Source organism: Uniformispora flossi (assembly GCF_049534875.1).
Lineage (GTDB): Bacteria > Actinomycetota > Actinomycetes > Streptomycetales > Streptomycetaceae > Yinghuangia > Yinghuangia aomiensis.
Genome location: NZ_JBMULZ010000005.1, coordinates 409067 through 433218 on the forward strand (window position 1 = coordinate 409067; position 24152 = coordinate 433218).

20 protein-coding genes are annotated in these 24152 nt (G+C 70.0%); 10 read left to right on the forward strand and 10 right to left on the reverse strand.

The genetic code is table 11. From position 1 onward, the window contains the following. Positions 1 to 144: 144 nt before the first annotated feature. A complete protein-coding gene (locus ACPA54_RS14485; protein WP_423529618.1) occupies positions 145 to 2541 on the reverse strand; it encodes a DUF6049 family protein in 2397 nt (798 codons plus the stop codon). After that, positions 2538 to 2999, reverse strand: coding sequence for an NUDIX hydrolase (locus ACPA54_RS14490; protein WP_423529620.1), 462 nt, complete (start codon positions 2997 to 2999; stop codon positions 2538 to 2540). The genes ACPA54_RS14485 and ACPA54_RS14490 overlap by 4 nt, the downstream gene beginning before the upstream one ends. Before the next feature lie 222 nt (positions 3000 to 3221). Between ACPA54_RS14490 and ACPA54_RS14495 the strand changes: the two genes are divergently transcribed. After that, positions 3222 to 4730, forward strand: coding sequence for a CCA tRNA nucleotidyltransferase (locus ACPA54_RS14495; RefSeq protein WP_423529622.1), 1509 nt, complete (start codon positions 3222 to 3224; stop codon positions 4728 to 4730). A 75-nt stretch (positions 4731 to 4805) separates the two neighbouring features. Here ACPA54_RS14495 and ACPA54_RS14500 read toward each other — a convergent pair whose 3' ends face one another. The 5 genes from ACPA54_RS14500 to ACPA54_RS14520 form a co-directional block, all read right to left on the reverse strand. After that, positions 4806 to 5336, reverse strand: coding sequence for an LppU/SCO3897 family protein (locus ACPA54_RS14500; RefSeq protein WP_423529624.1), 531 nt, complete (start codon positions 5334 to 5336; stop codon positions 4806 to 4808). 210 nt (positions 5337 to 5546) lie between these two features. After that, complete coding sequence (locus ACPA54_RS14505; protein ID WP_423529626.1) at positions 5547 to 6041, reverse strand: LppU/SCO3897 family protein; 495 nt, start codon at positions 6039 to 6041, stop codon at positions 5547 to 5549. 235 nt (positions 6042 to 6276) lie between these two features. Continuing rightward, on the reverse strand, positions 6277 to 7596 hold the full coding sequence (locus ACPA54_RS14510; RefSeq protein WP_423529628.1) for an MFS transporter: 1320 nt from the start codon (positions 7594 to 7596) through the stop codon (positions 6277 to 6279). Between the two features lie 94 nt (positions 7597 to 7690). Next, a complete protein-coding gene (locus tag ACPA54_RS14515) occupies positions 7691 to 8770 on the reverse strand; it encodes an inositol-3-phosphate synthase (RefSeq protein WP_423529630.1) in 1080 nt (359 codons plus the stop codon). A gap of 50 nt (positions 8771 to 8820) precedes the next feature. Next, positions 8821 to 9489: a PadR family transcriptional regulator gene (locus ACPA54_RS14520; protein WP_423529632.1), complete on the reverse strand. Its 669-nt coding sequence runs from the start codon at positions 9487 to 9489 to the stop codon at positions 8821 to 8823. Between the two features lie 711 nt (positions 9490 to 10200). Between ACPA54_RS14520 and ACPA54_RS14525 the strand changes: the two genes are divergently transcribed. The 4 genes from ACPA54_RS14525 to ACPA54_RS14540 all read left to right on the forward strand — a co-directional run bounded on the left by ACPA54_RS14525 (position 10201) and on the right by ACPA54_RS14540 (position 16327). Continuing rightward, positions 10201 to 12741, forward strand: a complete 2541-nt coding sequence (locus ACPA54_RS14525) for a transglycosylase domain-containing protein (RefSeq protein WP_423529634.1) — start codon at positions 10201 to 10203, stop codon at positions 12739 to 12741. Between the two features lie 173 nt (positions 12742 to 12914). Then, complete coding sequence (locus ACPA54_RS14530) at positions 12915 to 14414, forward strand: glycosyltransferase family 87 protein (protein ID WP_423529636.1); 1500 nt, start codon at positions 12915 to 12917, stop codon at positions 14412 to 14414. 13 nt (positions 14415 to 14427) lie between these two features. Then, the gene (locus ACPA54_RS14535) at positions 14428 to 15633 is read left to right on the forward strand and encodes a mannosyltransferase family protein (RefSeq protein ID WP_423529638.1); all 1206 of its coding nucleotides are present in this window, start codon (positions 14428 to 14430) and stop codon (positions 15631 to 15633) included. Positions 15634 to 15745: 112 nt separating this feature from the next. Beyond that, positions 15746 to 16327 carry an LppU/SCO3897 family protein gene (locus ACPA54_RS14540; protein WP_423529640.1) on the forward strand — a complete coding sequence of 194 codons (582 nt, stop codon included), beginning with the start codon at positions 15746 to 15748 and terminating at the stop codon, positions 16325 to 16327. On the opposite strand, the gene ACPA54_RS14545 is transcribed toward ACPA54_RS14540, so the two are convergent. Genes ACPA54_RS14545 through ACPA54_RS14555 form a run of 3 tightly spaced genes read right to left on the reverse strand, consistent with a single transcriptional unit; the run spans position 16320 to position 19045 of the window. Continuing rightward, positions 16320 to 16832, reverse strand: coding sequence for a nitroreductase/quinone reductase family protein (locus ACPA54_RS14545; RefSeq protein ID WP_423529642.1), 513 nt, complete (start codon positions 16830 to 16832; stop codon positions 16320 to 16322). The two genes, ACPA54_RS14540 and ACPA54_RS14545, sit on opposite strands and share 8 nt — an antisense overlap. A 29-nt stretch (positions 16833 to 16861) precedes the next feature. Beyond that, positions 16862 to 17893 carry an alanine racemase gene (locus tag ACPA54_RS14550; RefSeq protein WP_423529644.1) on the reverse strand — a complete coding sequence of 344 codons (1032 nt, stop codon included), beginning with the start codon at positions 17891 to 17893 and terminating at the stop codon, positions 16862 to 16864. A 33-nt stretch (positions 17894 to 17926) separates the two neighbouring features. After that, positions 17927 to 19045, reverse strand: coding sequence for a lipid II:glycine glycyltransferase FemX (locus ACPA54_RS14555; protein WP_345680906.1), 1119 nt, complete (start codon positions 19043 to 19045; stop codon positions 17927 to 17929). Between the two features lie 300 nt (positions 19046 to 19345). Between ACPA54_RS14555 and urtA the strand changes: the two genes are divergently transcribed. Genes urtA through urtE form a run of 5 tightly spaced genes read left to right on the forward strand, consistent with a single transcriptional unit; the run spans position 19346 to position 24112 of the window. Further along, positions 19346 to 20551, forward strand: a complete 1206-nt coding sequence (gene urtA / locus ACPA54_RS14560) for an urea ABC transporter substrate-binding protein (protein ID WP_423529647.1) — start codon at positions 19346 to 19348, stop codon at positions 20549 to 20551. A 30-nt stretch (positions 20552 to 20581) separates the two neighbouring features. Next, complete coding sequence (urtB, locus tag ACPA54_RS14565) at positions 20582 to 21460, forward strand: urea ABC transporter permease subunit UrtB (RefSeq protein ID WP_423529649.1); 879 nt, start codon at positions 20582 to 20584, stop codon at positions 21458 to 21460. Beyond that, positions 21457 to 22608, forward strand: a complete 1152-nt coding sequence (urtC, locus tag ACPA54_RS14570; protein ID WP_423529650.1) for an urea ABC transporter permease subunit UrtC — start codon at positions 21457 to 21459, stop codon at positions 22606 to 22608. Before urtB ends, urtC begins: the two co-directional genes overlap by 4 nt. Then, positions 22605 to 23417 (forward strand): urea ABC transporter ATP-binding protein UrtD, encoded by an 813-nt coding sequence (gene urtD / locus ACPA54_RS14575; protein WP_423529651.1) that lies wholly within the window; start codon positions 22605 to 22607, stop codon positions 23415 to 23417. The genes urtC and urtD overlap by 4 nt, the downstream gene beginning before the upstream one ends. Next, a complete protein-coding gene (urtE, locus tag ACPA54_RS14580; protein WP_423529653.1) occupies positions 23417 to 24112 on the forward strand; it encodes an urea ABC transporter ATP-binding subunit UrtE in 696 nt (231 codons plus the stop codon). The genes urtD and urtE overlap by 1 nt, the downstream gene beginning before the upstream one ends. Positions 24113 to 24152 lie beyond the last annotated feature (40 nt).

The following is a 24152-nucleotide window of genomic DNA, read 5'->3' on the forward strand; positions in this document are numbered from 1 at the left end:
GTCTTCCGCATCAGTAGGTCGTCAGTCGGCTCCAGGTGCCCACTTTCTCATTCGGGACCCGGCAAGCGGTGGTCCCGACGCCACATGTTCGCGGGTATGTTCGCGGATATTGTGCCAGAACGCGAAAATATGGCGCATATTCGGTCAAGCCGGTGCGTGATGGTCTCCCGGCCGATCCCAGCTCGTGTGCCCCGTCGTGTCCCCCCGGTGATGCGCCCCGTCGTCCTGCGGATGCCCGGACGTGCCCGGTCCGCCCTCCGGACCGTCGTCGCCGTCGTCCTTATGATGCTCCTCGCCCTCGTCCCGTCCCGACCCGGACCTCCGCCTGCGGAGGTACGCCCGGAGCGAGAACAGGAGCAGCAGCGCGGCGATGACTCCAATGATGCCCAACGTGATGCCGTCAATGCTGGTGGTGTTGACGTAGAACGTCTGTCCCGGCCCGAAAGCACCGCTGCCGTCCGGGGTCAGCAGCCGGGCGTCGACGAGCACCTTGCCGTTGGCCGCGGACTCCGCCTCGACCTCGATCGCGCGCGTGCGGCCCGGTTCGATCGTCACCGCTTCGGCCTGGGTCAGGCTCAGCCGGTTGGGCTGGCGCGAGGTCACCTCGACGCGGATGGAGATCGGCTGGGTGAGCCGGTTCACCACGGTGACCGGGATTTTGCCCTTGTCGCCGGACAAGGTGACGCCTGACTTCGGCGCGATATAGACGAGCTGTTCGAGGACCCGGAGGCTGCGTGCGACGTCGAGCCGGAACGCTTCGGCGTCCAGGCCGGGCGCCCGCCACGCGGTGGACAGCGTGCCGAACACCGCCGGCGTGTACGGCCCGGTGACCCGCTCGGGCTTGGTGAGGATCGCCGCGAACGTGGCCAGCGACTGCTGGAGTTCCGGGATGGCCTTGAGGTAGCGCGGGCTCGGCTCGGTCCGGCTCAGCTCCTGCGGGTACGGCTTGACCGTGCGCTCCTCGCCGAGGGCGGACTGCGCGACGCTGTCGAGGGAGGCGATGTCGGCCCACGCCGCGGCCGTGGTGGCCGTGGTGACGGCCTGTGCGAGGACCTCGCCGAGGTCCGCCGACATGTTCCGCGGCGGCGCGATGAGCAGCGTCCGCTGCCGGTTCGGGTCCTCCATCGTGATGGTGAACAGCTCGGCGATCAGCTGCTGCTGGATCTCGATCTTGCGGCCGGGCGCCGACGCGTCCTGGGCGAGCAGCGCGTCGATGCGCGGGTCGGTGACGATCGCGTCGAGCTGCGGGCCGACCTCGGCGCGCGCGGAAGGCGTGTAGTTGAGCGACTTCTTCGTCGGCATGCCGCTGCCGGAAGCCACCAGCATCGATGCGCCGGATGTCTTCGCGAGGGCGACGATCGACGGGTCCACGCCGCCTTCGATCGGCCACATGAGGTTGGTGCGCACCGGCCGGTTGAGCACGCGCTGCGCGGCGGCGCCGCCCTGCGCGACGGCGCCGGAGAGTTCGGCGGACAGGTCGGTGCCCGCGGTGGTGGGCGCGTGGGCGACCGTCGCGACGTCGGTGTCGGAGTAGGGCAGCGCGACCACCGTGCCCTGGGCGGTCGCGGCCCGGAGCCGGTCGAGCCAGGTCCCGGCGACCGGACCGCCGGTGCCCGGCGTCGTGGTGTCCTCGGTGCGCGGGTTCGCCAGGGACTCCGCCCCCGTGTCGCCGTCGCCGGTTCCGGGCGTCGCCTGGCCGTTCTTGTCGCCGCTCTTGCGGTCCTTGCGCGCGTCGCGGTCGTTCGTACTCTCCGCGGTGGGCGGCGGTGCGACCCGGTAGCCGCGCTGCATGGCGGCGGCGGTGTCGAGCAGGTCCGGGTCGACGACCCAGGTGAGCTTGTCGCCGAGCTTGTCGCCGGCCGCGACCAGGCGGTCGAGGCGGCCCTTGTCCGCCAGTTCGGCGGTGAGGCCGTCGTCCTCGAAGACCGGCGTCTGCTGGTCGTCGGGGATGGTGGTGCCGTCCCGGCGCGGCTGGTCGACCAGCGGCCACAGGACGCCGAGCTGGGTCTTGTTCTTGGTCGGGGCGTTCGGCATCCACGGCACGAGCACGCGCGCCGAACCGGCGGAATCACCGCCCGCGGACGCTTCCAGGGTGAACGCGTACGTGGCGTTCCCGTCCTTGCCGGTCGACAACGGCGACGGCACCTTCTCCAGGTTGATCTTCACCTGGCCCGAGGCGCGCTGGCCCGCTGCCAACCGGGACACGCTGAACGCCGCTTCCTTGTCGGTCAGCGGCGTCCCCTGCGCCTTCTCGTTGGCGAGCTGGCCGCGGAGGGTCAGCGGCTGGCTCATGCGCACGCGCACGGTCACTTGGTCTAGGTCGCGCCCGGTCGTGTTCGCCAAGTCGAACCCGAGGACCAGCGGCGCGCCCTTGGACGTGAGCACGGGCGACGACACGCTCGTCGGTGCAACGTCGATGCCGCCCGACTCGGCGGCACCCGCGCGGGGGACCCCCGGCAGCACGGTCACCAGACCGGCCAGCATGAGGACGGCGAGCAGTATTGCGGCCGCGCGTCCCGCGCCGGCCCGGGCACGGATCACGCCGTGTCCGCCAACAGCTCCGGAGCCCGCACCGCGAGCTTGCGCTCGTCGGGATACGCGAGCCGGGCCGAAAGCGCGCCCAACGGAACCCACGCCACCGCCTCGACCTCGATGTCGTCGTCGGAAAGATCCCCGCCTGCCGCCTCCATCAGGTAATGGTGGACGGTCTTGTGCACACGGCGGTCGGGTGCGGTGAACCAGTAGTCGATCACCCCGAGCTTGGCGAGGACGCGGCCGACGATGCCGGTCTCCTCCTCGACCTCGCGGAGGGCGGCTTCGACCGCGCTCTCACCGTCTTCGATATGCCCTTTGGGAAGCGACCACACCAACCGGCCGCGCCGATCGCGGCGTGCGATCAGCGCGGCCCGCAGTGTGTCCCGGTCCACGACAAGGCCACCGGCCGAGTGCTCCTCGACCGCCTTGAGCCTCCGCCGCGGCGGGTTGGTCTCAGAGGGCATCCTGAAATCCTAGTGCGCCGGGTCGGGCGCGGGGGATACAAGATCACCCCATCGCCGCGCGCGGACTGCCCGATCCTCGCTCCGCGGCCGGTTGCCGGGTCGTCCTGGGGTCGTCGCTGGGGCGTTCGGGGCCGGGCGGGCGGGCGGCTCGGGGCGCCCGCGGAGTGGGTGACGCCATAAAGGTGACGAGCGCCGGGCACGGTCCCCGTACCCTTGTACGTCGTGCCCCACGCGAAGAACACCCCGCACGCCGCCGTGCCCGACGCGCCCGCCGGCCAGGCGGCCGCGCCCGCCGAGCATGCGAGCGCGTCGAACCAGCTGTCCGTCGTCCAGCGCCGCGCCGTCGCCGAACTCCTGCGCGTGGCACCCGTCGCCGACGACCTCGGACGCAGATTCGCCGCGGCCGGGCACCGCCTCGCCCTGGTCGGCGGCTCGGTCCGGGACGCGCTCCTCGGGCGCCTCGGCAACGACCTCGACTTCACCACCGACGCCCGCCCCGAGCAGGTCCTCGCCCTGGTCCGGCCGTGGGCCGACGCGGTGTGGGAAGTCGGCATCGCCTTCGGCACGGTCGGCTGCCGCAAGCAGGACTTCCAGATCGAAATCACCACATACCGGTCCGAGGCCTACGACCGCACCTCGCGCAAGCCCGAGGTCAGCTACGGCGACTCCATCGAGGACGACCTGGTCCGCCGCGACTTCACCGTCAACGCGATGGCCGTGGACCTCCCCGGCACCACCTTCGTCGACCCGTACGGGGGCCTCGCCGACCTCGCCGACCGCGTGCTGCGTACCCCCGGCACCCCCGAGTCGTCGTTCGCCGACGACCCGCTGCGGATGATGCGCGCCGCCCGGTTCGCCGCCCAGCTCGATTTCGAGGTGGCCCCCGAGGTGGTGGCCGCGATGACCGCGATGGCCGAGCGCATCGACATCGTCTCCGCCGAACGGGTGCGCGACGAGTTCACCAAGCTCGTGCTGTCCGACAACCCGCGCAAGGGCCTCCTGCTGCTCGTCGAGACCGGCATCGCCGCCCGCGTGCTGCCGGAACTCCCGACACTGCGGCTGGAGTCGGACGAGCACCACCGGCACAAGGACGTCTACGAGCACACCCTGACCGTGCTCGAACAGGCCATGGACCTGGAGAAGCCCGGCGGCCCCGACCTGGTGCTGCGGCTGTCCGCGCTGCTGCACGACATCGGCAAGCCGCGCACCCGGCGCTTCGAGGACGACGGGCGGGTCTCGTTCCACCACCACGAGGTGGTCGGCGCGCACATGACGAAGAAGCGCATGAAGGCGCTGAAGTACCCGAAGGACGTCACGGACGAGGTCGCGCGCCTGGTCGAACTCCACCTGCGGTTCCACGGCTACGGCACCGGCGAGTGGACGGACTCCGCGGTGCGGCGCTACGTGCGGGACGCGGGCCCGCTGCTCGACCGGCTCCACAAGCTGACCCGGTCGGACTGCACCACGCGCAACCGGCGCAAGGCGGCCGCGCTGGCGCGGGCGTACGACTCGCTGGAGGAGCGCATCGCGCGCCTCCAGGAGCAGGAGCAGCTCGACGCGATCCGGCCCGACCTCGACGGCAACGAGATCATGGGGATCCTGGACATCCCGCCGGGCCCGCAGGTGGGGCAGGCCTACAAGCACATGCTGGAAATGCGCTTGGAACACGGCCCGATGGACCACGAGACGGCCGTCTCCGCGCTGAAGAAGTGGTGGGCGGAGCGGCAGTAGGCGCAGCGCACACGGAAACGGCCGAGGCCGCCGCGGAGGGAGCTCCCGCGGCGGCCTCGGCCGTTGTTGCGCCGGTCAGCCGGCCTCGACTTCATACGGGTCGGGCGCCGACGCGTTCGGGTTCAAGCAGAGCAGGAACTTGTCCCCGCCGTCCTGGTAGTAGAAGGACACCCCGGGGTCCGTCTTCCACTCGGCCACCGAACTGCACTTGTCCGAGTTGGTCGTGCCGGAGAACTTCCCGACGACCGTGTACTGGCCCTGCGGTGTGCCGCATGTGGCGCTCTTGATGTCGTCTTTGCCCGACTTCTTCACGTGCTCCATGCAGTCGCCGACCTTCGCGGCTTCCGCGGTGGAGTCCTTCTTGCTGGCGAAGTAGCCGATGACGGCAATAACGACCACGATCACCGGCACGGCGATCCGCAGGTACTTCAGCCACGGCTTGCGCTGCGGCTGCGGGGGCTGCGGGGCGCCGTAGTACCCCTGCGGCGGGACCTGGCCGTAGGGCTGCTGGGGAGGCTGCTGGCCGTAAGGCTGCTGGCCGTAGGGCTGGCCCTGCGGCTGCTGGCCGGCGGGACCCTGGGGACCGTTCGCGAACGGGTTCGACACGGGATGACTCCGTCGGGGGGGATTTGCGTGAGGGGGACACTCAAGTGGCCAGCACCCTAGGGGGTCCTGATGACATCGTGTAGTCGTTTCCGACAGGCAAATCGGTCATCGATCAGCAAATGCCTCAATAACTTGATGGTTTGGTGATCGATATTGCGCGTACCCGACTCAGTTTTGTGCCTGCGGAGGACAATCGGGGCGGCCGGAAAATCAGTCGAGCTTCGTCAGGCACAGCACCGAGCGCTTGCCGTCCTCGTCCATGACGAACGGGATGTTGGCCCCGGTGACCGACAGGCACTGGCCCTCGTCGATGGCGTTCCTGATGATGGCCACGATCTGGTACTTGGTTCCGGACGACGTGCAGTCGACCACGTGCGGGCTGGTGCCGGACAGCTGGTCGAGGCAGTCGCCCTGGGTGAGCCCGCGCGACTTGCCGCCGGAAACATACAGGTAGATGCCGCCGCCGACGACCGCGGCCAGCACCACGACAAGGCCGATGACCAGCGGGCTGAGCCACACACTGCGTTCCTTGCGGACCGCCCGGCCGCGGCGGCCGCCCGCGTGCGCCCCACCGCCGGGCCCGGGCAGCTCGGCAGGCGCCCCGCCGTACCCCGGCGCCGGCTGGCCTTGCGGCGGGGTGGCATCCGACCAAGCCGGTACGTACGGGGCCCGGTCGGGATCGGACGCACGCGGGTAGTTGGTCATGATGGGTCTCCGGATGGCCAGGATGCGGCGGATACGACGAATACCCAACGAAAAAGGATCGTTGGTCGATCGGTGATGAGGCAGATTAGAACGCCGCGACCCGGCGCGCACTAGCTACCGCAAAGTCGATCTTTGAGATGCTTCACATCGGTCTCGCCCTGCGGTCGACAAATGCCGCGATTGCCGACCAAAAGCGACCAACTTTTCGGTGTTACCGTCCCGTTTCCCGGGACTCTCAGTCCTGCCCAGCGGACGCCTGGGCCGCGAAGACCGCCTCGATGGGCGGCCTGCGGCGCACCGCGAACGCGTACAGCAGTGCCGTGGCGGCGTACAGCGCGGCCACCCCGAGGAGCACCCCGACCGAGCGCCCATCGGCGGGCAGCGTCACCGCCGCGACGGCCGCCGCGCCGACGAAGGACACGTTGAACAGGACGTCGTAGACGGAGAACACCCGGCCGCGGTAGGCGTCGTCCACGGTCGTCTGCACGATGGTGTCGACGCCGATCTTGGCGCCCTGCGACACCAGCCCGAGCAGGAAGGCGGCGACCAGCAGCGGCCCGAGCCGGAACACCCCGATGGGCAGCTGCCCCACGGCGCCGCCCCCCGCGCACACCACGATCCACGCGGCCACGCCGATCCGCGGCGTGACGATCGGCGTCGCCACGGCCGCGACGAAGAACCCGGCGGCGGTCACCGCGACCGTCACGCCGAGCGTGGCGAGGCCCTTGTCGGTGTCCGCCGGGTTGTTGAACACGTTCCGGCACAGCAGCAGCGTCATCACGGTGAGCACGCCGAAGCAGAACCGCATCGCGGTGATGAGGAGCAGCGCGTCGGCGGGCGCCCGACGCTGCCGCACGTGCCGGGCGCCGTCCCGCAGCCCGCGGGCGACGCCGAGCACCGCGTCGCGGACCCGCGGCACGACTTCCCCGGGATCCGGGCCGAGCAGGTCGACGGCCATCGTGGAGGCGACCGCGGCCGAGCCCACGTACAGCGCGGCGGCGATGAAGATGACCAGTGCGGTCGCCATGGTGCCCGCGGGCACGAACAGGTGCACGACGACCGCGGCGAGCGCGCCGGCGGACGCGACGACGGTGCCCGCCGTGGGGGAGACGGCGTTGGCGACGACGAGTTTCTCTTCGGGGACCACGCGCGGCAGCGACGCGGACAGCCCGGCCAACACGAAGCGGTTGACGGACAGCACCGCGAGCGCGGCGACGTAGAACACCGCGTCGGGCACCCGGGCGAGTACGAGCGCGCCGGTCGCCACGACCAGCCCGGCGCGCAGCAGGTTGCACCACACCAGCACCTGGCGGCGCCGCCACCGGTCGAGCAGCACGCCGGTGAACGGGCCGACGAGCGAGTAGGGCAGCAGCAGTACGGCGAACGCCGCCGCGATGTCGCCGGCCCCGGTGTGCTTCTCCGGCGAGAAGAACACGTGCCCGGCGAGCGCGACCTGGAACACCCCGTCGGACAGCTGGGACGTCAGCCGGGTCGCGAACAGCCGTCGGAAGTCCCGCAGCCGCAGCAGCTCGCGCAGATCGCGCACCAGTGACACGCAGGCAAACGTACCCGGGAAAGACCGGAGGCCCGGCACCCCCTGGGGGGATACCGGGCCTCCGGTCGGAACGCTCAGCCGGTCACGCCGGAATTCAGCGCTCGACCTCGCCCTTGATGAACGCCTCGACGGCGTTGCGGGCCTCGTCGTCGAAGTACTGCACCGGCGGGGACTTCATGAAGTACGAGGACGCCGACAGGATCGGGCCGCCGATGCCGCGGTCCTTCGCGATCTTCGCGGCGCGCACCGCGTCGATGATGACGCCCGCGGAGTTCGGGGAGTCCCACACCTCGAGCTTGTACTCCAGGTTCAGCGGGACGTCGCCGAAGGCGCGGCCTTCGAGGCGCACGTACGCCCACTTGCGGTCGTCGAGCCAGGCGACGTAGTCCGACGGGCCGATGTGCACGTTCTTCGCACCCAGGTCGCGGTTGACCTGCGAGGTGACCGCCTGGGTCTTGGAGATCTTCTTGGACTCCAGGCGCTCGCGCTCGAGCATGTTCATGAAGTCCATGTTGCCGCCGACGTTGAGCTGCATCGTGCGCTCGAGGATGACGCCGCGGTCTTCGAACAGCTTGGCCAGCACGCGGTGCGTGATGGTGGCGCCGACCTGCGACTTGATGTCGTCGCCGACGATCGGGACGCCCGCCTCGGTGAACTTGTCCGCCCACTCCTTGGTGCCCGCGATGAACACCGGCAGCGCGTTGACGAACGCCACGCCCGCGTCGATGGCGCACTGGGCGTAGAACTTCGCGGCGGCTTCCGAACCCACCGGCAGGTAGCACACGAGGACGTCGGCCTCGGTGTCCTTGAGGACCTTGACGACGTCGACCGCCTGCTCGGGCGATTCCTCGATGGTCTGCAGGTAGTACTTGCCGAGACCGTCGAGGGTGTGGCCGCGCTGCACGGTCACGCCGGTCGGAGGCACGTCGCAGATCTTGATGGTGTTGTTCTCGCTGGCGCCGATGGCGTCCGCCAGGTCGAATCCGACCTTCTTCGCGTCCACGTCGAACGCGGCAACGAACTTGACGTCACGCACGTGGTAGTCGCCGAACTGCACGTGCATGAGGCCGGGTACGCGGCTGTTGGGGTCGGCGTCCTTGTAGTACTCGACGCCCTGCACCAGCGAAGCGGCGCAGTTGCCCACGCCGACGATGGCTACGCGAACCGAACCCATTCCGGTTGCTCCCTGTGGTCTCAATGATCTCCGCCGTGAATCGGCGGACATCAACTGGTTGCTGCGGACGGGTCCGAGGCCGCGTCCTGATGGTTTTGCCGGGTGGTCTTCCCGGTGTTCTGCTCGGTCTTCTCGGGCTGCTCGCCGCCGCCGGCCTCCGGGGTCTCCCCGGCCGACCGCTCGGCGTTGATCAGCTCGTTCAGCCAGCGCACCTCGCGCTCCACGGACTCCAGGCCGTGGCGCTGCAGCTCGAGCGTGTAGCCGTCCAACCGCTCGCGCGTGCTGGACAGCGAATTGCGCACGCGCTCCAGGCGCTCTTCGAGCTTGCTGCGCCGGCCTTCGAGGATGCGCATGCGCACCTCGCGGTCGGTGCGGCTGAAGAAGGCGAAGTGCACACCGAAGTTCTCGTCCTCCCAGGAGTTGACTCCCGAGTCGGACAGCAGCTCCTGGAAGTGCTCTTTGCCGTGCGCGGTGAGCTTGTAGACGATGCGCGCCCGCTTGCCGCCGGCCAGGGCGGCGGCGACCTGCTCGGGCTCCTCTTCCATGATCAGGCCCCGCTCGAGCAGGGACTTCAGACACGGGTAGAGGGTCCCGTACGCGATCGCACGGAACGGCCCGAGCACGGTGTTGAGCCGCTTGCGCAGTTCGTACCCGTGCATCGGGGTGTCGTGCAGCAGGCCGAGAGTGGCGAACTCGAGGACGCCTCCGCGTCTGCTCATCCGCTTCCCTCCAACCTTCGCGTGGCCGCCACCGGACTGCCCGGTCCCGCCGGGGCCGCGTGGGATACGGTCGCCGACGGCCTGAAGACCGGGGGATCCACCCCGTTCCACGACCACCCACAGGCGGTGGGTGTGAAGTGGGACGTGGTGCATCCCGGCTGTCGTATCGGCTCGATGTATCGAGTCGATACATCGGAACGATAGGTCTCCTCGGCATGCCGTGCAACAACGGGGTCGGTGACGCAAGTCACAGGAGGGTTACGTCCAGGTCTCCGCACGGTCTCTTCGCCGTCGTCCGGCGGTCATTTGCGGGGGATTCGCGCCTCGGCGTCCGGTGGTGCGGGCGCGTAGACCGACACGGGGCGGCCGGCGGGGGGCGGTGCCGCGAAGGGCGAACTCCCAGGGCATTTCCAGGTTCCGCGGTGGGCCACTCGTGCGGAATTGCCCTGAGGAGTCCGGATTTCCGGCGTTGCGTCCGCGCGTACTCTGGTCCGCCATGTGGTACCCCGGACCGCCTCCGCAACCGTTCGACGCCCGCGCGCGTCCTGGGGAACGGACAGCCACGACCCGTGCGGTCTCCCCGCCGTACGGCCGAGGAGCAGCGAATTCATGAGTGAGCACCGTCGCAGGTCGGCACAGCCGCGCCCGGAAGGGCGCGCTTCGCATGTTCGGGGGAGCACGCCGTCCGAAAACGCCGCGGAACCGGGGCCCGTGCGGCCCCGGGCGGCGTCTCCGTCGGCTCCGGCGCCGGACGGCGGCTCCGGATCTCCCTCGCCTGCCCCTTCCGCATCCGCATCGGAGGCCGCGGGCGCGGGTCCCCGGGCGCAGACCCGCGCCGCGGCGCGCCAGGCCACGCGGTCCGGCGGCCGCGGCGCGGGCGGCCGGGGCAGAGGTGGCGGCCGCCGCGGCGGCGGCGGCCCGGGCGGACCCACCGGGCCCGGGCGCAACGCCGAAGGCGACGGCGACACCGGGCCCCGCGGAAGCAAGAAGCGCAAGGCCAACGGCAAGCGCCGGTGGATCGACTACCCGCGCTTCGGCAAGAAGGGCGTGTGGCGCTGGCTGCCGTCCATCCGGCAGATGCTGGCGATGTTCCTGTTCTTCATCGGGCTGCTGGTCGGCCTGGCGGGGCTGGCGTATTCGCTGGTGCAGATCCCGGACATCAACGCCGCGACGCAGATCCAGTCGAACGTCTACTACTACTCCGACGGCGTCACGGAGATCGGCCAGTCCGGCAAGTACAACCGGCAGAACGTCAACCTCGACCAGGTGCCGAAGAAGGTCCAGCAGGCCGTGCTCGCCGCGGAGAACCGGACCTTCTACTCGGACTCCGGCGTCTCCCCCAAGGGCCTCGCGCGCGCCGCGGTCACCATGGCCAAGGGCGGGCAGACGCAGGGCGGTTCGACGATCACCCAGCAGTACGTGAAGAACGCGTTCCTGTCGCAGGAGCAGTCCTTCGAACGCAAGTTCAAGGAGATGTTCATCGCGATCAAGGTGGACCGGCAGATGTCGAAGGACGACATCCTGGCCGGCTACCTGAACACGTCGTTCTACGGCCGCAACGCCTACGGCATACAGGCCGCGGCGCAGGCGTACTACAACAAGGACGCCAAGGACCTGACGGTCGGCGAGGGCGCGTACATCGCGACGCTGCTCAACGCGCCGAGCATCAACGACGTGTACGTCTCGGGTGAGGTGAGCGAGACGCGGCTGGCCCGTGTGCAGGGCCGCTGGAAGTACATCATCGACGGCATGGTCAAGGAGAAGTGGCTGACCCAGGAGGAAGCCGCCGGCCTCCAGTTCCCGCTGCCGATCAAGCCGCAGCCGTCCGCGAGCAAGGCGGGCCAGGCCGGCTACCTGATGACGCAGGCCGACGCCTACCTGGAGAAGAACAACATCATCTCCGAGGAGGAACTGGCGCTCGGCGGCTACAAGATCATCACCACGTTCGACAAGGACAAGCAGGACGCCGCGGTGGCCGCGGTGCAGAACGAGCTGACGTCGAAGCTGAAGCCGGACAAGGAAGCGGACGACAAGTACGTGCGTACGGGGTTGGCGTCGGTGATCCCCGGCGACGGGGCGGTGGTCGCCTTGTACGGCGGGCCGGACTTCCTCAAGCAGGAGTACAACGACGCGACCCGCCGGGACATCCAGGTCGGCTCGACGTTCAAGCCGTTCGTGGTGACGGCCGCGCTGAAGGACGGGAAGTACGACGGCAAACCCATCACCATCGAGGATCTGTACAACGCGAACAACAAGATCCCGGTGCTGATGCCGCCGAACGGCAAGCCGTGGGCGGATAAGGAGGGCACCTGGCTGGTGCCCAACGAAGACGGCCTCGACCACGGCCCGACCAGCATCAGACATGCGATGGAGTTGTCGCTGAACCCGGTGTTCACGCAGTTGGCCGCCGACGTCGGGTTCACCAATGTGAAGCAGGCGGCCATCGATGCGGGCCTGCCCGAGAACACTCCCGAACTCGATGTGCAGACGCCGTCCATGGCGCTCGGCGTGAGCCAGCCGAGCGCGCTGGACATGGCGGACGCATATGCGACCTTCGCGGCGCGCGGCAAGCGGGCGGCACCGTACATGGTCAAGGAGCTGCGCAAGAACGACAAGAAGGTCAACCTGCCCGCGCACGACGTCAAGCAGGTACTCGACGAGCAGGTCGCCGACACGATCAACGACATGCTCCAAGGCGTGATCACGGCGAAGGACGGCACCGGCCGCAAGGCGCAGGCGCTCGGCCGGCCCGCGGCGGGCAAGACCGGCACCACCGACGAGAACCTGTCGGCGTGGTTCGTCGGCTACACCCCGAACCTGGCCACCTCGGTCGCGCTGTTCCGACAGGACGACCGGCAGAAGCGGCTGACGCTCAAGGGCCTGGCGGGCGAGAAGGAAACGCACGGTGGTGCGTTCCCGACGCAGATCTGGACGGCCTATATGAAGGGGGCGACGGCGAACCTGCCGGCGTCCGCGTTCACCGCTCCGGAGAACCCGGCGCCCAAGCAGTCGCCCACCCCGACGGCGCTGCCGAGTGCGACGACCGCGCCGCCGACCTCCGCGCCGCCGACGACTGCGCCTCCGACGACGGCTCCGCCGACCACCTCGCCCACCGGCGACCCGAGCGGCACGCCGACGGCGACGGCGACGACTAAGCGGCCCGGGCCGCCGTGGCAGACGGGAACACCGACGGCCACATCGACCGGCGGCGGATGGACGCTGTTCCCGCAGAACGGCAAAAACAAGCCATGACGCGGGGCCTGATCCGGCAGTAGACGGCCGGGCGGCCGGGAAGCGTCGCGGACGCTCCTTCGGCCGCCCGTGCCGCGTACCATCGCGGTGCCCCGTCCTTCGCGGCGGGGCACCGGCGTTTCCGGCCCGCGGCGGCCCGCGAGCACCCGAACCCCTGCGAGAGGATTGGCGGCATGATGCCGACTCCGTCCGAGCCCGTCCTGCCCTCGCGCGACGATCCGCTCATCCGCGCCGGCAGCGAGGTCGCGGGCGGGCCCGCGGGCCGGCGGATCCGGTTCGGCCCGTCCGGTGCGTGGTGGAACCCGGTGCGCGTGCTGATCCTGCTGGCGGTCGTCACGTTCGCGCTGGGCCTGTTGCAGAAGCAGCCGTGCTACGACGGCGGATGGTTCGGCCAGGGGTCGCAGTACTCGAAGGCCTGCTACAGCGACATGCCGCACCTGTTCACCGGGCGCGGGTTCGCGGACGGCAAGGTCCCGTACTTCGACACGACCGGCGACCCGAACATGCCGTACCTGGAGTACCCGGTCATCACCGGCGGCGTGATGTTCTTCGCCGGCACGCTCGCCCGAGCCTTCGGCGGCGACACGCACGACCAGCAGCTCTGGTTCGTCACCATCAACTCGCTCATCATGATGGCCTGCGCGGTCGTCGTGGTCCTCGCCGTGGCGCGCACGTCCGGACGCCGGTTCTGGGACGCCGCCATGGTGGCCGCCGCCCCCGTCCTCGCCCTCAACGGCATCATCAACTGGGACTTGGTCGCCGTCGCGATCGCCGCGGTCGGCATGATGGCGTGGGCCCGCCGCAACGTCGTGCTGGCCGGCGTGCTCATCGGCTTGGCGACCGCGGCCAAGCTCTATCCGGTCCTGCTGCTGGGGCCCTTGTTCCTGCTCTGCCTGCGCGCCGGACGGCTGGTCGACTTCGGCAAGACCACGGCGGCGGCACTCGCCGCCTGGCTGGTGGTCAACCTGCCGGTGATGATCTTCGCCTTCGACGGCTGGAAGCTCTTCTACACGTTCAGCCAGGAACGCGGCCCGGACTTCGGCTCGTTCTGGCTGATCCTCACCCAGCGCGGCACGAGCATGAGCGTCGACAGCGTCAACATGTGGGTGTCGATCCTGCTCGTCCTCATGGCCGTCGGCATCGCCGCCCTCGCGCTGTGCGCGCGGCGAAGGCCGCGGTTCGCGCAACTCGCGTTCCTGATCGTCGCGGCGTTCCTGCTCACCAACAAGGTCTACTCGCCGCAGTACGTGCTGTGGCTGCTGCCCCTCGTGGTGCTCGCCCGGCCGCGCTGGCGCGACGTCCTCATCTGGCAGGCCTGCGAAGTCATCTACTTCCTCGGCGTGTGGATGTACATCGAGTCCTACGCGGGCCCGGCCGGCGACCACGGCAAGGGCCTGTCGCAGAACGCGTACCACGTCATGATCGCCGTCCACCTGATCGGCATCCTGTACATCGCCGCGCTCGTGGTCCGCGACATCCTGCGCCCCGAGTACGACCCGGTGCGCCGCGACGGCGGCGACGACCCGTCCGGCGGTGTTCTCGAAGACGCCCCCGACGTGTTCACCCTGATCCCCGGCGACCGAGCGGAATTCGGCGCCGGTCCTGACTACTATTCCGACCAGTACGACGACAAAACGTACGTTCCGGATGTACCCGGGAAGGTCTACAAATAGGAGACCGGTTCGCGTGACCAGCACGGACGCCGAACCCGCTGCAGCACCCTTCGCGCGCGGCCCGGCGGAAGCGTCCGCCGCGCCGCGCCGGTGGCTGCGCCCGCCCGCACGCGGCGACCGCGCCGCGCTGCGCTGGTGGCTGGTCACGCGCCCGGCGATATTCCTGCTGGTCGGCGCCTCCGGGTGGGTCTTCGCCGCGGACGGCGCCGCCAAGCCCACGTCCTACCTCGGCACCTGGGACCGCTGGGACTTCAAGCACTTCCGGACGATCGCCGAGTACGGCTACGCCGGAAATCCCAAGAGCGGCCCGGCGGTGCCGCTGGAGGCGTTCTTCCCCGGCTACCCGGCGGCGCTGCACGTCGTGCACGTCTTCGTCGGCAGCTGGATCGCCGCGGGCCTGCTGATCTCGCTGGTGTGCGGGGCCGCGGCCGTGGTGTTGCTGTCGCGCGTCGCCGGCCTCGACCACCCCGAAAGCGTCGGCGAGCGCGCGGTGCTGCTGCTCCTGCTGTCGCCGCCGGCGGTGTTCCTGGCGGCCGGCTACACCGAGGCGCTGTTCCTGATGCTCGCGTTGGCCGCGTGGCTGTGCGCGCGCCGCGGGGTGTGGCATTGGGCGGGCCTGCTGACCGCGGCCGCGCTCACCGTGCGCGTCAACGGCGCGTTCCTGCTGTGCGCGGTCGCCGTCGAGTTCCTGACTGCGAAGGACGGCCGGCGCCGGTGGCGGGACGCGCCGTGGATCGTGATCGGGGCGCTGCCCGGGCTGATCTACATGGCCTACCTGTACCGCCGCACGGGCGACTGGACGGCGTGGAACAGCGCGCAGGCCACCGGCTGGGACCGCCATCTGGTGGGCCCGGTCCAGGCGTTCACCAACACATGGCACGAAGCCTTCAAGACCGGCCCGGGCACCATCCTCAACTTCACCTGGATGGCGCGCTGGGAGATGGTCGCGGTGCTCGTCGGCGTGCTGCTGACCGGCTACCTGCTGCGGAAACGGCGCTGGGCGGAGGCCACCTATGTGGGCCTGACGGTGGTCTCGCTGGGCATCTCCAGCACGTACTTCTCGGTGCCGCGCGCGACGCTGCTGTGGTGGCCGCTGTGGATCGTCCTGGCGCAGATCACCCTCAAGTACCGGGCGGCCTTCACCGGCTATCTGGCACTGATCGCCCCGTTCGCCGTGGTGTTCGCCCTGCTGTTCGGCGCGGGGCGGTGGGCGGGCTAAACGGGCAATACAGCTAGGCGGCCTCGGCGGGCTCCGCGGGCCCTGTTGTGCAACCGCCCGCGGTGCCACGGCGTCCCGAGAAAGCACACACAAGCACACAAGGGGGGACCTCGTGTCGCATCAGTACGGCGGGCCGCAGCAGGGCGGCCCCATACCGCCGCAGAATCCCTACGGCGCCGCCAATCCCTATCCGGGCATGCCCCAGCCCGGCGCACCCGCCTGGGGCGCGCCCGGATACCCGGCGCCGCCCGGCTACTACGCGCCGCCGCCGCGGCGCCGCAAGAAGTGGCCGTGGATCGTGGGCGGCGTCGTGGTCTGCTTCGTCGCGCTGGCGGTCATCGGCTACTTCACCACCCGCGACGACGCGGCGAACGCGAAGAAGGACGACTGCATCACGGGCGCCAAGCAGCCCAAGATCGTCTCCTGCGGCGCGGAGAACGCGGCGTTCCGGGTCGTCGAGAAGTTCGACGACACGGGCGACACGAACAAGTGCGACACCCCGGCGCTGCAGGAGCAGGGGCGCGTTGCGGCGCTGGAGTTCACCGGCCGCGACAAGCAGGTGCTGTGCCTGACCATCACCAAGCACACCAAGCCCTCGGACTTCGACCAGTACAAGGGCCTCAACCCGGACCAGGCGGGCCTCGACCGGATGCGCGACCAGCTCGACCTGCTGGGTGTGCGGGACGTCAAGTAACGTCGGTGCCCTGTGCCTTCGGGGCGTCCGCGGCGGCCTGCCCGGGGGAGAGCAGGAACAGCCGGATCGGGCGCCCCGCCCGCGCCGCGTACGTGTCGTAGGCGGGCCACACCGCGGTCATCGCCCGCCACAGCCGTTCGCGTTCCGGCCCGTCGGCGACGAGCCGGGCGCGGACGGCGGCCGACTCGCCGCCGACCGACACCGTCGCGTCGGGGTGCGCCAGCAGGTTCGCGGTCCACGCCGGGTGGTGCGGCTGCCCGAAGTTGGTGCCCGCGACGACGAAGCCGCCGTCGACCCGGGCGTACACCAGGGGCGACACGCGCGGCTGTCCGGACTGCCGCCCCGTGGTGGTGAGCAGCAGTGCGTCGAATCCGCGGCCCATCATCGCGACCCGGCCGCCGGTCCGCCGCTGGACCCACCGGTCGGCGGGCACCATGCGGCGGCCGAACGCGGCCATCCAGCGGCGGTGGCCGAGTCGCTTGAGGACACGCGTATACAGGCCCATGCGTGCTGCGTACCCGCGTCAGCCCCGGGTCAGTGCAGCACCACCCGGTCGAAGTGCGTGGTGGTGTGCCGGAGTTCCGCGTCGAGCTGCTCGCCGGGCTGCGGCGGGGCGACCTCGCCGGGCAGGAACAGCAGGCTGACCTGCATGTGCGGCGGCTCGGCGAACCAGCGCTGCTTGCCCGCCCACGAGAACGGCGACAGCGTCCGGTTGACGGTGGCGAGACCGGCCCGCGCGACGCCCTTGGCCCGCGGCATCACGCCGCGCACCGTCTTCGGCGCTTCCAGGCCGACACCGTGCGCGGTGCCGCCGCTGACCACCAGCAGGTGCCCGTCCGCGGGCGCCTTGCGCTGCCGGTAGCCGAACCGCTCGCCGCGGGCGATCGGCACGACGTCCAGCACCGTGCCGCGGGCGACCATCGCGCCGTGGTCGCCCAGCCATAGGTCGGTGCCGATGCGCGGGCGGAACGTGGTGTGCGGGTGGCGTTCGCGCAACGTGTTGAGGCCCGTCGCGGAAACGTGGCTGACGTACATGGTGTGCAGCGGCAGCTTGGCGGCGCCCAGCCGCTCGACCCACTGGGATACCTCGTCGGTGGGACTGCCGCCGTCCGGGTGGTCGAGCGGCAGGTGCACCGAGAAGCCTTCGAAGCGCACGCCTTCGAGGGACCCGCGCAGCGCCATCAGGTCTTCCTGGGTGATGCCGTCGCGCTTCATGCTGGTCATGCAGCTGACCACGACCCGCGTGCCGACCAGGTCCCGGACCGACTGCACGGACGCAACCGTGCGGATCACCCGGTCGGGCAGCGGCACCGCGTCCTCGCCGCGCAGATGCGGGGTGAGGACCATGACGCGGCCGTCGAAGTGGTCCTTCACGCGCGCGGCTTCGTACGTGGTGCCGACCGCGACGGTGTCGACGCCCATCCGCGACGCCTCCTCGGCGAGGCGGGCGTTGTCGAAGCCGTAGCCGTTGCCCTTCATGACCGGCACTATGCCCGGATAGGTACCTGCGAGTTGGTCGATGTGCTTGCGCCAGCGCGCGGAATCGACGTACAGCGAAAGCGCCATCGGCGCGGGACCTCCCGTTGGGTCGTGCGGTTGTCAGCGGCGCGACATGTACATGTCGAGCGCCTTGTGCAGCACCTTGTTCAGCGGGAAGTCCCACTCGCCGAGGTACTCGACCGCCTGGCCGCCGGTGCCCAGCTTGAACTGGATCAGGCCGAACAGGTGGTCGTTCTCGTCGAGCGTGTCGCTGATGCCGCGCAGGTCGTAGACCGAGGCGCCGAGCGCGTAGGCGTCGCGCAGCATCCGCCATTGGATCGCGTTGGACGGGCGAACCTCGCGCTTGTGGTTCGCGGATGCCCCGTATGAGTACCAGACGTGGTCGCCGACCGTCACCATCGTCGTCGACGCCAGCACTTCGCCTTCGTGCTTGGCCAGGTACAGCCGCATCCGCTCGGGGTCCTCCGCGTTGAGGACGTCCCACATGCGCTCGAAGTACGGCAGCGGCCGCGGCGTGAAGTGGTCGCGGACGGCGGTGACCTTGTAGACCTCGTGGAACACCGCGAGGTCCTCGCGGCCGCCCTGCACGACCTCGACGCCGGCCTTCTGCGCCTTCTTGATGTTGCGGCGCCACAGCTGGTTGAAGCCGGAGTGCACGTCGTCGAGCGAGCGGCGCATCAGCGGGACCTGGAAGACGTAGCGCGGCTGCACGTCGCCGAAGCCGGCACCGCCGGAGGTGTCCTGGAGCCAGCCGAGGCGGCGCAGGTTGCGGCCCACGTCGGCGGCGCGCTCGTCGGTCCAGTCCGGCGGCAGGTCGCGCAGCCGGTTGGCGGACTTCGCGGCGATCGCCTTCTTGATGGTCTCGGACTCCCAGCGGTTCACCACCACCGGCGGGCCCATCTTCACCGAGAACGCGCCCTGGCTCTTCAGGTGCGCCAGCATCGGGTTCAGCCAGCGGTTCAGGTCGCCGTCGTACCAGTCGATGACCGGCCCCTCGGGCATGTACGCGAGATAGCGCTTGATCTTGGGCAGCTGCCGGTACAGCACCTCGGCGGCGCCGACCACCGCGCCGCCGGCGTCGATCCAGCCGATGCTCTCGCTCCGCCACTCGCTCTTCACTTCACCCCACGACGGGCACTGGAGAAAGCTCACGGAGGGCTTGCCCTTGATGAAGGCGAGGTGCTCATCCCGGGTGAGCGTCCTCAGGCGCAGGGTCATCGACTGGCTCCTCGGATTCGGTGCGGCCGTGTCAGAGGTTACTTTGTCCGGCCGCACGCCGTACGGCCCGACGGGGGGCGGGCCGCCCTCCGGGGCCCGAGTACCCGCCCGCGGGGGCGAGAACGCGACAAACAGGTGGTAATCAGCCGTGCGCGCCCGGCAATGGGCGCTTAACAATGGCGAATCAGCCGGGAAACCGCACGTCGCAACACTCGGGGCGTCATCCGCGGCAGCGGATCCCCCGGACAAGAGGAGCCACGACGCGTGCGAATAACGTCTTTCGGCAGACGCTCCGCCCGATTGGCCGCAATCTCCCTGGCCGTCGCCCTGGCCACCACCGCATGTGCTTCCGACAAGAGCACATCGAAAGCCTCGGGCGGCGCGGACACCGGCGGTAGCACCATCAAGGTCGGCGTCCTGCACTCGCTGAGCGGCACCATGGCCATCTCCGAAGTCACCGTCAAGAACTCCGTGCTGCTGGCGATCGACGAGATCAACGCCAAGGGCGGGGTCATGGGCAAGAAGGTCGAGCCCGTCGTCGAAGACGGTGCGTCCGACTGGCCGACGTTCGCGGAGAAAGCACAGAAGCTCATATCGAGCGACAAGGTCGCGGTCACCTTCGGCGGCTGGACCTCGGCGAGCCGCAAGGCGATGCTCCCGGTCTACGAGAAGAACAAGCAGCTGTTGTTCTATCCGGTGCAGTACGAGGGGCTGGAAAGCTCCCCGTACATCTTCTACACCGGCGCCACCACCAACCAGCAGATCGTGCCGGCGCTCGACTACCTCAAGTCGCAGGGCAAGAAGAAGATCTTCCTGGTGGGCAGCGACTACGTCTTCCCGCGCACCGCGAACAAGATCATCAAGAAGTACGCGGACGCCAACGGGATGCAGATCGTCGGCGAGGAGTACACCCCGCTCGGCCACACCGAGTACAGCACGCTCATCAACAAGGTCGTGGACGCCAAGCCCGACGCGGTGTTCAACACCCTCAACGGCGACAGCAACGTCGCCTTCTTCAAGCAGCTCCGCGGCACCGGGGTCAAAGCCGCCGACATGCCCGTGCTGTCGGTGAGCGTCGCCGAAGAGGAAGTCCGCGGCATCGGCCCGGACTACCTGGCCGGCCAGCCGGTCGCGTGGAACTACTACCAGACCACCGAAGGCCCACGGAACAACGAATTCGTCGCCGCCTACAAGGCCAAATACGGTGCGGACAAGGTGACCTCCGACCCGATGGAGGCCGGCTACAACTCCGTCTACCTGTGGAAAGCCGCCGTCGAGAAGGCCGGAAGCTTCGACCCCGAAGCGGTCAAGAAGGCCTGCGACGGCGTCTCGATCGACGCCCCCGAAGGCAAGGTCACCATCGACGGCGCCACCCAGCACGTCTACAAGACCGCCCGCATCGGCGTCGTGCAGAGCGACGGACAGATCAAGGAGGTCTGGAACTCCGGCGGCCCGATCAAACCGGACCCCTACCTCAAGGAATACCCCTGGGCAGCGGGGCTCTGACCCGGTGAGCGCGATGAGGGGGGACACCCGATGAACGCATTCCTCAACCAACTGCCGGTCGGACTTTCCATCGGCGCGGTGCTGCTCCTCATCGCGCTCGGCCTGACCTTCACGTTCGGCCAAATGGGCGTCGTCAACATGGCCCACGGCGAATTCATCATGGCCGGCGCCTACACCGCCTACATGCTCCAGGACTGGGCCGGCCGCCAAGCCGTCCTGGTCGCCCTCCCGGTCGCCTTCGCCGTCGCCGGGCTGATGGGGCTGGTCCTGGAACGCACGCTCATCCGCCGCTTCTACGGCCGCCCGCTCGACACCCTGCTGCTCACCTGGGGCGTCAGCCTGCTCCTCCAGCAGGCCGCCCGCGACCTGTTCGGCGCACCCAACGTCCAGGTCAAGGCGCCCGAGTGGCTGGTCGGCGGAGCCGAACTGCACGGCATCCGGATGCCGTACGCGCGCATCTTCATCCTCGTGCTCGCGCTCGTCTGCGTCGCCGCGATCTGGTTCTACCTCGCCCGCACCCGGCAAGGCCGCCGCATGCAGGCCGTCATGCAGAATCGCGAACTCGCCGCCTGCAGCGGCATCGCGACCTCCCGCGTCGACCAGCGCACCTTCTTCATCGGCTCGGGACTCGCCGGGGTCGCGGGCGTCGCCCTCACCCTCATCGGGCCGGTGGGCCCGGCCCTCGGCACCTACTACATCGTCGACGCGTTCCTCGTCGTCGTGGCCGGCGGGCTCGGCCAACTCCGCGGCGCAGTCATCGCCGCCTTCGTCCTCGGCCTCCTCAACAGCTACGTCGAGTACTGGTCCGACGCCTCCCTCGCCAAGGTGGTGGTCTTCGCCGTGATCATCGGATTCCTGCAGCTGAGGCCGCAGGGCCTGTTCGTCCTGCGCTCCAGGAAGCTCACATGAGCGCCCCCGGGGCGGCCGTGCGCCGCCGCTTCGCCGCCGGGGCATGGCGCGGACCCGTCGCATTCGCCGCGATCGCCGTGCTCGCCCTGGCCGTCGCCCCCGCCACCCTGTCCCCGTTCCGCCTCGAACTCCTCGCCAAGTACCTGTGCTTTGCGATCGCCGCACTCGGCATCGGACTCGCCTGGGGCAAAGGCGGCATGCTGACCCTCGGCCAAGGCGTCTTCTTCGGGCTCGGCGGCTACGCCATGGCCATGCACCTCAAGCTCGCCGAAGCCGGCCCGGGGGAACTGCCGGACTTCATGGTGTGGAGCGGCGTCGAACAGCTGCCCATGCTGTGGGAGCCCTTCCGCCAGCCGTGGTTCGCGATCCTCATGGTCGTCCTGCTGCCCGGCACCGTCGCGGCACTGCTCGGCCTGCTGGTCTTCGGCCGCCGGGTACGCGGCGCCTACTTCGCGATCCTCACCCAAGCCCTCGCCGCGGCCTTCGTGATCTGGCTCGTCGGCCAGCAAGGACTGACCGGCGGCACCAACGGCCTCACCAACTTCTCGTCCTTCTTCGGCCTCGACCTCGCCGACCCGGCCGACCAGCGCGTCCTGTACTTCGCGGTCGCCGTCGTCCTCGGACTGCTCTACCTCGCCTTCCGGCACCTGGTGGCCAGCCGGTACGGCCGCCTCCTCGTCGCCGTCCGCGACGGCGAAGACCGCGTCCGGTTCCTCGGCTACGACCCGGCGGTGGTCAAAACCGTCGCCTTCACCCTGTCCGCGATCTCCGCCGGCATCGCCGGAGCCCTGTTCGTACCCGTCGTCGGGATCGTCTCGCCCGCGCTGCTCGGCGTCGTCCCCTCCCTCGAACTCGTCTTCGCGGTCGCCGTCGGCGGCCGGTACACGCTCGCCGGCGCGGTCCTGGGCGCGGTCCTCCTCAACTACGCGAAGACCACGTTCTCCGAGCACTACGCCGACGGCTGGCTCTACCTCCAAGGCGCGCTGTTCGTCGTGGTCATGGCCTACGCCCCCAAGGGCGCCGTCGGCGTCGCCGGGCAACTGCGCGACCTGGCGGCGAAGCGACGCCGGCCGCGCGGCGCCCGGCCCGTCCCGCACCCTGCCGAACATCCGGCCGAGCGTTCCGCCGAGGAAGGAGCCGCGGCATGACCACGCCTCTCCTGGAGATCCGCGGACTGTCCGTCGTCTTCGACGGATTCCGCGCCATCGACGGCATCGACCTGGACGTCCGCCCCGGCGAACTCCGCTTCCTCATCGGCCCCAACGGCGCCGGCAAAACCACCCTCATCGACGTCGTCACCGGCCTCACCCGCCCCACCGCCGGAAGCGTCCGGTTCGAAGGGCGCAACCTCGTCGGCAAACGCGAGCACCAAGTCGTCCGGCTCGGCGTCGGCCGCACCTTCCAGACCGCCGTCGTCTTCGAAGAACTGACCGTCGAGGAGAACGTCGACCTCGCGGCCACCTTCCGCATGCGGCTCCCCGCACTGCTGCGCCGCCGCAAGGGCCGCAGCGCCGCCGTCGCCGCGGTCCTCGACCGGGCCGGCCTGCTCGACCTGGCCGAACACCCCGCGGGCGTGCTGTCCCACGGGCAGCGCCAGTGGCTGGAGATCGCCATGCTCCTCGCCCAGGAGCCGCGGCTCCTGCTCCTCGACGAACCCGTCGCGGGCATGTCCCGCGACGAGCGGCAGCGCACCGGCGCGCTGCTCGCCGAGATCGCCCGCGACCGCACGGTGGTCGTCGTCGAACACGACATGGAGTTCGTGCGCGCGCACGCCTCCTCGGTCACGGTGCTGCACGAAGGACGCGTCCTGACCGAAGGCGACATGGCGTCCGTCCAAGCCGACCCGAAAGTGCGCGAGGTCTACCTCGGCCGGTCCCGCGACACCCGCGCCGCGGAGCCGGTCGCGGAACCGGTCGTGGAACCGGTCGTGGAACCGGTCGTGGAAGGAGTGGGCTGATGCTGCGCGTCCAAGGCCTGGAAGTGTCCTACGGGCGGGCCCAGGTCCTCTTCGGCGTCGACCTGCACGTCGCACCCGGGTCCCTGGTGTGCGTGATGGGCCGCAACGGCGTGGGCAAGACCACGCTGCTCAACACCGTGATGGGCGTTCTGCCCGCCCGGTCCGGCACCGTCACCTTCGACGGCCGCGACATCACCCGCATGCCCACCCACCGGCGCGTCGGCCTCGGCATGGGCTACGTGCCGCAAGGCCACGAGACCTTCCCGCACCTGACGGTGCTGGAGAACCTGCGCGTGACGTGGGAGGCCGGCAGAACCCGCGACAAGAGCGTGATCGACGAGGCACTGGACGTCTTCCCCCGCCTCACCCCGCTGCTCAAACGCCGCGCGGGCTTCCTCTCCGGCGGCCAGCAGCAGCAGCTCGCCATCGCGCGGGCCCTGGTGACCCGGCCGCGGCTGCTGATCCTCGACGAGCCGACCGAAGGCATCCAGCCTTCGATCGTCGCCGAGATCGAGGACGCCATCGAGCGCCTCCACCGCGAACGCGGACTCGCGGTGCTGCTCGTCGAGCAGTACCTCGACTTCGCGACCCGGCTCGCGGACCGCTTCACCGTGCTGGACGCCGGTGTCGTCGTGCACGAGGGAGCCGGAGCGGAACTGCACGACGAACAGGTGCGCGGGCTGCTCGCGGTGTGACGGCGGCGTACCGGACCCCGCCGAGGGGTCCGGTACGCCG